The sequence below is a fragment of the Sphingomonas bacterium genome, from assembly GCF_903643035.1.
Lineage (GTDB): Bacteria > Pseudomonadota > Alphaproteobacteria > Sphingomonadales > Sphingomonadaceae > Sphingomonas.
The window spans coordinates 1-4,464 of record NZ_CAHJWW010000229.1; the positions used below are offsets into that span (position 1 = coordinate 1).

At 69.6% G+C, this 4,464-nt stretch carries 5 protein-coding genes and 1 tRNA gene; 2 read left to right on the forward strand and 4 right to left on the reverse strand.

Annotation, left to right across the window (positions count from 1 at the left end; genetic code table 11):
• From HUV01_RS12570 to HUV01_RS12585, 4 genes are all read right to left on the reverse strand, one after another.
• Positions 1–456, reverse strand: a 456-nt coding sequence (locus tag HUV01_RS12570) for a PIG-L deacetylase family protein (protein WP_174298579.1), incomplete at its 3' end; no start/stop codon positions are given.
• Positions 453–1,181, reverse strand: coding sequence for a sugar phosphate nucleotidyltransferase (locus tag HUV01_RS12575; protein ID WP_174298580.1), 729 nt, complete (start codon positions 1,179–1,181; stop codon positions 453–455). The genes HUV01_RS12575 and HUV01_RS12570, both read right to left, overlap by 4 nt.
• Complete coding sequence (locus tag HUV01_RS12580) at positions 1,181–2,269, reverse strand: CgeB family protein (RefSeq protein ID WP_174298581.1); 1,089 nt, start codon at positions 2,267–2,269, stop codon at positions 1,181–1,183. Before HUV01_RS12580 ends, HUV01_RS12575 begins: the two co-directional genes overlap by 1 nt.
• 27 nt (positions 2,270–2,296) lie before the next feature.
• Positions 2,297–2,367: transfer RNA gene (locus tag HUV01_RS12585), tRNA-Cys, on the reverse strand.
• 138 nt (positions 2,368–2,505) lie between these two features.
• Between HUV01_RS12585 and HUV01_RS12590 the strand changes: the two genes are divergently transcribed.
• Together HUV01_RS12590 and HUV01_RS12595 are read left to right on the forward strand one after the other, a co-directional pair.
• Positions 2,506–2,985 carry a hypothetical protein gene (locus HUV01_RS12590; protein WP_174298582.1) on the forward strand — a complete coding sequence of 160 codons (480 nt, stop codon included), beginning with the start codon at positions 2,506–2,508 and terminating at the stop codon, positions 2,983–2,985.
• Positions 2,985–4,217, forward strand: a complete 1,233-nt coding sequence (locus HUV01_RS12595) for a phosphoadenosine phosphosulfate reductase domain-containing protein (RefSeq protein ID WP_174298583.1) — start codon at positions 2,985–2,987, stop codon at positions 4,215–4,217. The genes HUV01_RS12590 and HUV01_RS12595 overlap by 1 nt, the downstream gene beginning before the upstream one ends.
• Positions 4,218–4,464: the final 247 nt, after the last annotated feature.

The following is a 4,464-nucleotide window of genomic DNA, read 5'->3' on the forward strand; positions in this document are numbered from 1 at the left end:
CCCCCCCAGCCGGTCGGCCGCCAGCCGCACCGCCAGCGCAGTCGCGTCGTGGTCGGGATGACCGCCCTCGTAGGGGTGGGTGAGGATCGCCGCCACGCCGGCGCAGTCGCGTTCAAGCTGGTCGGCGATGGTGGCGACGTGGCGCACCGCGGCCTGGTCCGGCGTTTCATACCGGATCAGCCGGGGGCTCGCCTCCAGCGCCGCGACGGCGGCACCGAGTTCCAGCGCGCGCGCGGCCGCATACTCCCCGCGCGTCGCGAAGCCGAGCCGGCGCGCGTCGCCCATGTCGTCCGGTGCCCCGTCCGTCACCAGCACCAGCGTAGACGCGCGCAGCCGGCGCAGTGCCGCGCCCGCCCACAAGGTCTCGTCGTCGGGATGGGCGACGACGAGCGCGACGGGGTCGTCGATCGGCTCGCCGGACGCGAGGCGCCGCGCCCACCGATCCGCCTCGCTCACGGCGTGCCCGCCAGCAACGCGATCGCCGAGCGATAGCCGCCAAGCGTTCCGACATCGACATAGCTTTCGCCCGCGCGCACGCCCGTCGCGACGTTGCCGCGCGCCAGCCAGGCATTGACGAGCGTGCCGAAATACTCGTCGTCGCGCCCCGGCTCGCGCCACAGCGCCGCCAGCTCGTGCAGGGTGCGGCCGGGCATCCTGAACGCCCCCCAGACCCAGCGCGACCGCGGCGCCGCGGCCTTGACCTCGATCTCCTCGACGCGCCCGTCCGCGTTCGTGACGACCGCGTCGAACAGCGACGGGTCCTCGACCGGGAACAGCAGGAACGACAGGCGGTCGCCGGGCAGGTGCCGCAACGCGTCGCCGGGGAACCAGATCGTGTCGGGCAGGCCGACCAGCACCTGATCGTCGGGAGCGATCAGCGGACACGCGCGGAAGATGGCGTCGCACAAGCCCGCCGGCCTCGGCTGGACCACGAAGGCGGTGTCCACGCCGCCGATCCCGGCGCCGTAATAGCGGACGATGTCCGACTTGGTGGGCGAGATGACGAAGCAGATGCGCGTCGCGCCGCCGGCCACCATCCGTTCGACCAGATACTCGCTCACCGCCTTGGGCCGCTCGCTGCCGTCCGCCTCGATCCGGCTGCCGACGGGCAGCAGTTCCTTCGAGAAGGCAAGCGGCTGGATCCGCGTTCCGGTGCCGGCGGCGGGGATGATCCCCCACATCAGCCAGCGACCGCGACGGAGGAGCGGGACCCGGCGCGTTCGATCAGCGCGACCAGCTCCGCGGCGCGGGCGGACGAGCTGTGCTCGGCCAGGACCCGCTCGCGGGCGCGGGCCGCGATCCGCCGCACCTCGCCATGATCGAGCGCCAGCGCGGCGAGGACGTCGGCATGGCCGTCCGCCAGGATGATCTCCTCGCCCGGCGCGAAGAAGGCGTCGAGGCCGTCCCACCGGTCCGACACGATCGCGGCGCCGCACGCCGCCGCCTCGAACAACCGGCCGGACGGGCACCAGCCCATCGCCGCCATGTCCGCGCGGGTGACGTTCAGCGTCAGCCGCGACGACGCGAAGAACGCCGGATGGTCGGGTGGAGCGACATGATCCATGAACCAGATGTTGGGCCGCCACGGGAAATCGGCGGGGTAGCCCGATCCCCCGAGCACGAACCTTGCCCCGGGCATCGCCGCCGCGGGGCGGACGAACAGTTCGGCCAGCGCGCGCTGGCGGTCGGCGGCATGGGTGCCAAGATACGACAGGTCGCCCGCGAAGGTCGCGTCCGCGGGCACCGGACGGTGCGCAGCGGGATCGACATGCCCGTACAACGGCGCGGTCGCCCGCGCGCCGAGCCGCGCCGCCAGCGCCGTCAGCGCCGGACCGCCGGTGTAGCTCAGGACCAGATCGAACCCCCCCAGGCCTTCGGGCGGCAGATAGTCGACCGTCTCGCCGGCGGCGAGACGGGCCAGCGTCACCGGCGTGTCGAGATCGTAGAACAGCCGGACGGCGTGGGAACCGCCCTCCGCCAGCCGGGTCGCGGCGACCGCATCGGGACAATAGGAGGTGACGATCACGACATCGACGTCGAGCAGCCGGCGCCGCTGCGCCAGCACCTGTTCCCACTCGTCGTACAGGTACAGCTCGCCCGCCGGCAGCCGGGACAGGTCGCGATGCTCCGCATACCAGGGCATGTCGCGCTCGGCGAAGGTGACATGGTGGCCCTGCGCCGCCAGCGCCCGGATCAGGCCGCGCCACAGGGTCGCGTGGCCGTTTCCCCAGGAGGAACTGATCGTCAGACCGAAGATCGTGATCCGCAATCGCACCCGCCGAGATTGTGCAACGGGAGGCCCGAGCCGGAATCGAACCGGCGTGCAAGGATTTGCAGTCCTCTGCGTAACCACTCCGCCATCGGGCCGCGATGCGCTGGAAGGCGCGCAAATCCACGGTTTTTCGCACTCGGTCAACCGCCGAAAACGGAAAAGTTCGCAGTCGTTTTTGAAAAGTTCGCAGTGTGCCCGATCTGTTCTGGTCCCCGCGCGCCCGGAGGTGGCCCATGTCTGAGGCGGTGAAGAGTGCCACATCGCGGCGCATGAACCTCGTCAAATCAGACTGCGAGGTCCGCGATGATCGCTGGTCGATCCGCATCGACGCGGGGGATGATCCTTGCGGAGTCTGGGTCGTCCATCGTCAGTACGGCGACTTCTACGATTGGCCCGAGGCATCAATGGGCGGCGGTGATTGTCGCGGCGGCGTCTGCCCTGCTGCCGATCGCGCCTACACCATGCAGGACGAGTCGAATTATCGCACGCGGTCGGCTGCCCTGAAAGCCGCTCACGAATTCCTGCGGCGCTTCGGCGCTGGCGAGGTCGAATATCTGGAATACGATAGAGACAGCCAAGAGCGTGTCGTGGTCGGGCATGCGATCCGTCGCCACATTCGGGGCTGGTGGTCGAAAGACGAGGCCGACACGCCCGATCCGCTCGCGCCGTTCTATCCCACCTCCGCTGGCGGCATCGCCGTGGCGGCGGCGTAATGGCGATCGACAATCTCTTCGCCCGCGGCGCGCGCATGATCCACGAGGAAGCGGTCGAGATGACGCTCGCCTCGCTGCGCGCCTACTGGTTTAACCACGAGACGATCGCGGTCGCCTGGTCGGGCGGCAAGGACAGCACGGCGACGCTGACGCTCCTCGTCCACCTGATCGAGGCGGGCGAGCTGCCACGGCCGCGCAAGCTGCTCGTCTTCTATGCCGACACCCGGCAGGAGCTGCCGCCGATCCAGGTCAGTGCCGAGCTCATCATGGCCAAGCTGCGCGAGCGCGACTGGATCGAGGTGCAGGTCGTGACTGCGCCGCTCGACAAGCGTTTCTGGGTCTACATCCTCGGCCGGGGCGTGCCGCCGCCGAACAACAACACCTTGAGGTGGTGCACGCGCCAGATCAAGGTCGACCCGATGACGGCCGCGCTGGAGACGGCGATCTCCGGCATGGAAGGGTCTGCGCTGATGATTACCGGCGTCCGGCAGGGCGAGAGCGCAGTCCGCGACGGCCGGATCCGCATGTCGTGCTCGAAGGATGGCGCCGAGTGCGGGCAGGGCTGGTATCAGCAGGTCCTGCCCGAGGCGAAGGGCATCCGGGGCCGGGTCGCGACGCTGGCCCCGATCCTGCACTGGGGCGTGTGCATCGTCTGGGATTGGCTGAAGGTCTACGCGTCGCGCCCCGAGTTTGGGGGCTGGCCTACGGCGATCCTGGCCGATGCCTATGGCGGCGATGATGCAGCCGAGAAGGCGGCGCGGACCGGCTGCATCAAGTGCCCGCTCGCGTCGGCCGATACCGCGCTCGACTACATCCTGTCGCTGGCAGCTTGGTCCTACCTGAGGCCGCTGAACCGGCTTCGCCCGCTCCACGAACGGTTACGGCTTCCCGCCTCCCGGCTGCGCAAGGCCGGGGCCGAGCGGCTGAAGGACGGCTCGATCGCGGCGAACCCGCAGCGCATGGGGCCGCTGACGCTGGAAGTGCGCGCCGAGGCGCTGGAAGAGCTGCTGGGCGTGCAGGCCGAAATCAACGCCAGCGCCGACGCGCTCGGCCGGCCGCGCATCGACCTCGTCAATGCGGAGGAGGAAGCGCGCATCCGCGAGCTAATCGCCGCGCGCCAGTGGCCGGATGGCTGGACGGGAGACGAGCCGAGCGCGGAAGTGTGGCTCGACAGCGTCTATCAGGATGGATCGGTGCAGCCGCTGCTTTTCCGCGACTTGGTGGGAGCATGAGCGACGACGAGCCGCGCATCGATGGCGGGAGCGGGATGCCGATGATCGAGGGGTGATGCCGAGCCTTGCGACAAGGTGCAGTATATGCTGGAACGCTCCCCGCGCACGCGGGGATAGCGACGGGCATGAAGCCATGGTGACAGACAAGGCACGTCTCTATCGACGCGACGTCGCGGACATCATCCGCAGGATCGACAAGGCCTATCCCAAGGCTTCGCTGATTTATGCCCGGATCGTCTTGGCGCTG

Coding starts and splice junctions, on each gene's coding strand:
- HUV01_RS12575 (WP_174298580.1), bottom strand. CDS start 1,181: ATGTGGGGGATCATCCCCGCCGCCGGCACCGGAACGCGGATCCAGCCG.
- HUV01_RS12590 (WP_174298582.1), top strand. CDS start 2,506: ATGTCTGAGGCGGTGAAGAGTGCCACATCGCGGCGCATGAACCTCGTC.
- HUV01_RS12595 (WP_174298583.1), top strand. CDS start 2,985: ATGGCGATCGACAATCTCTTCGCCCGCGGCGCGCGCATGATCCACGAG.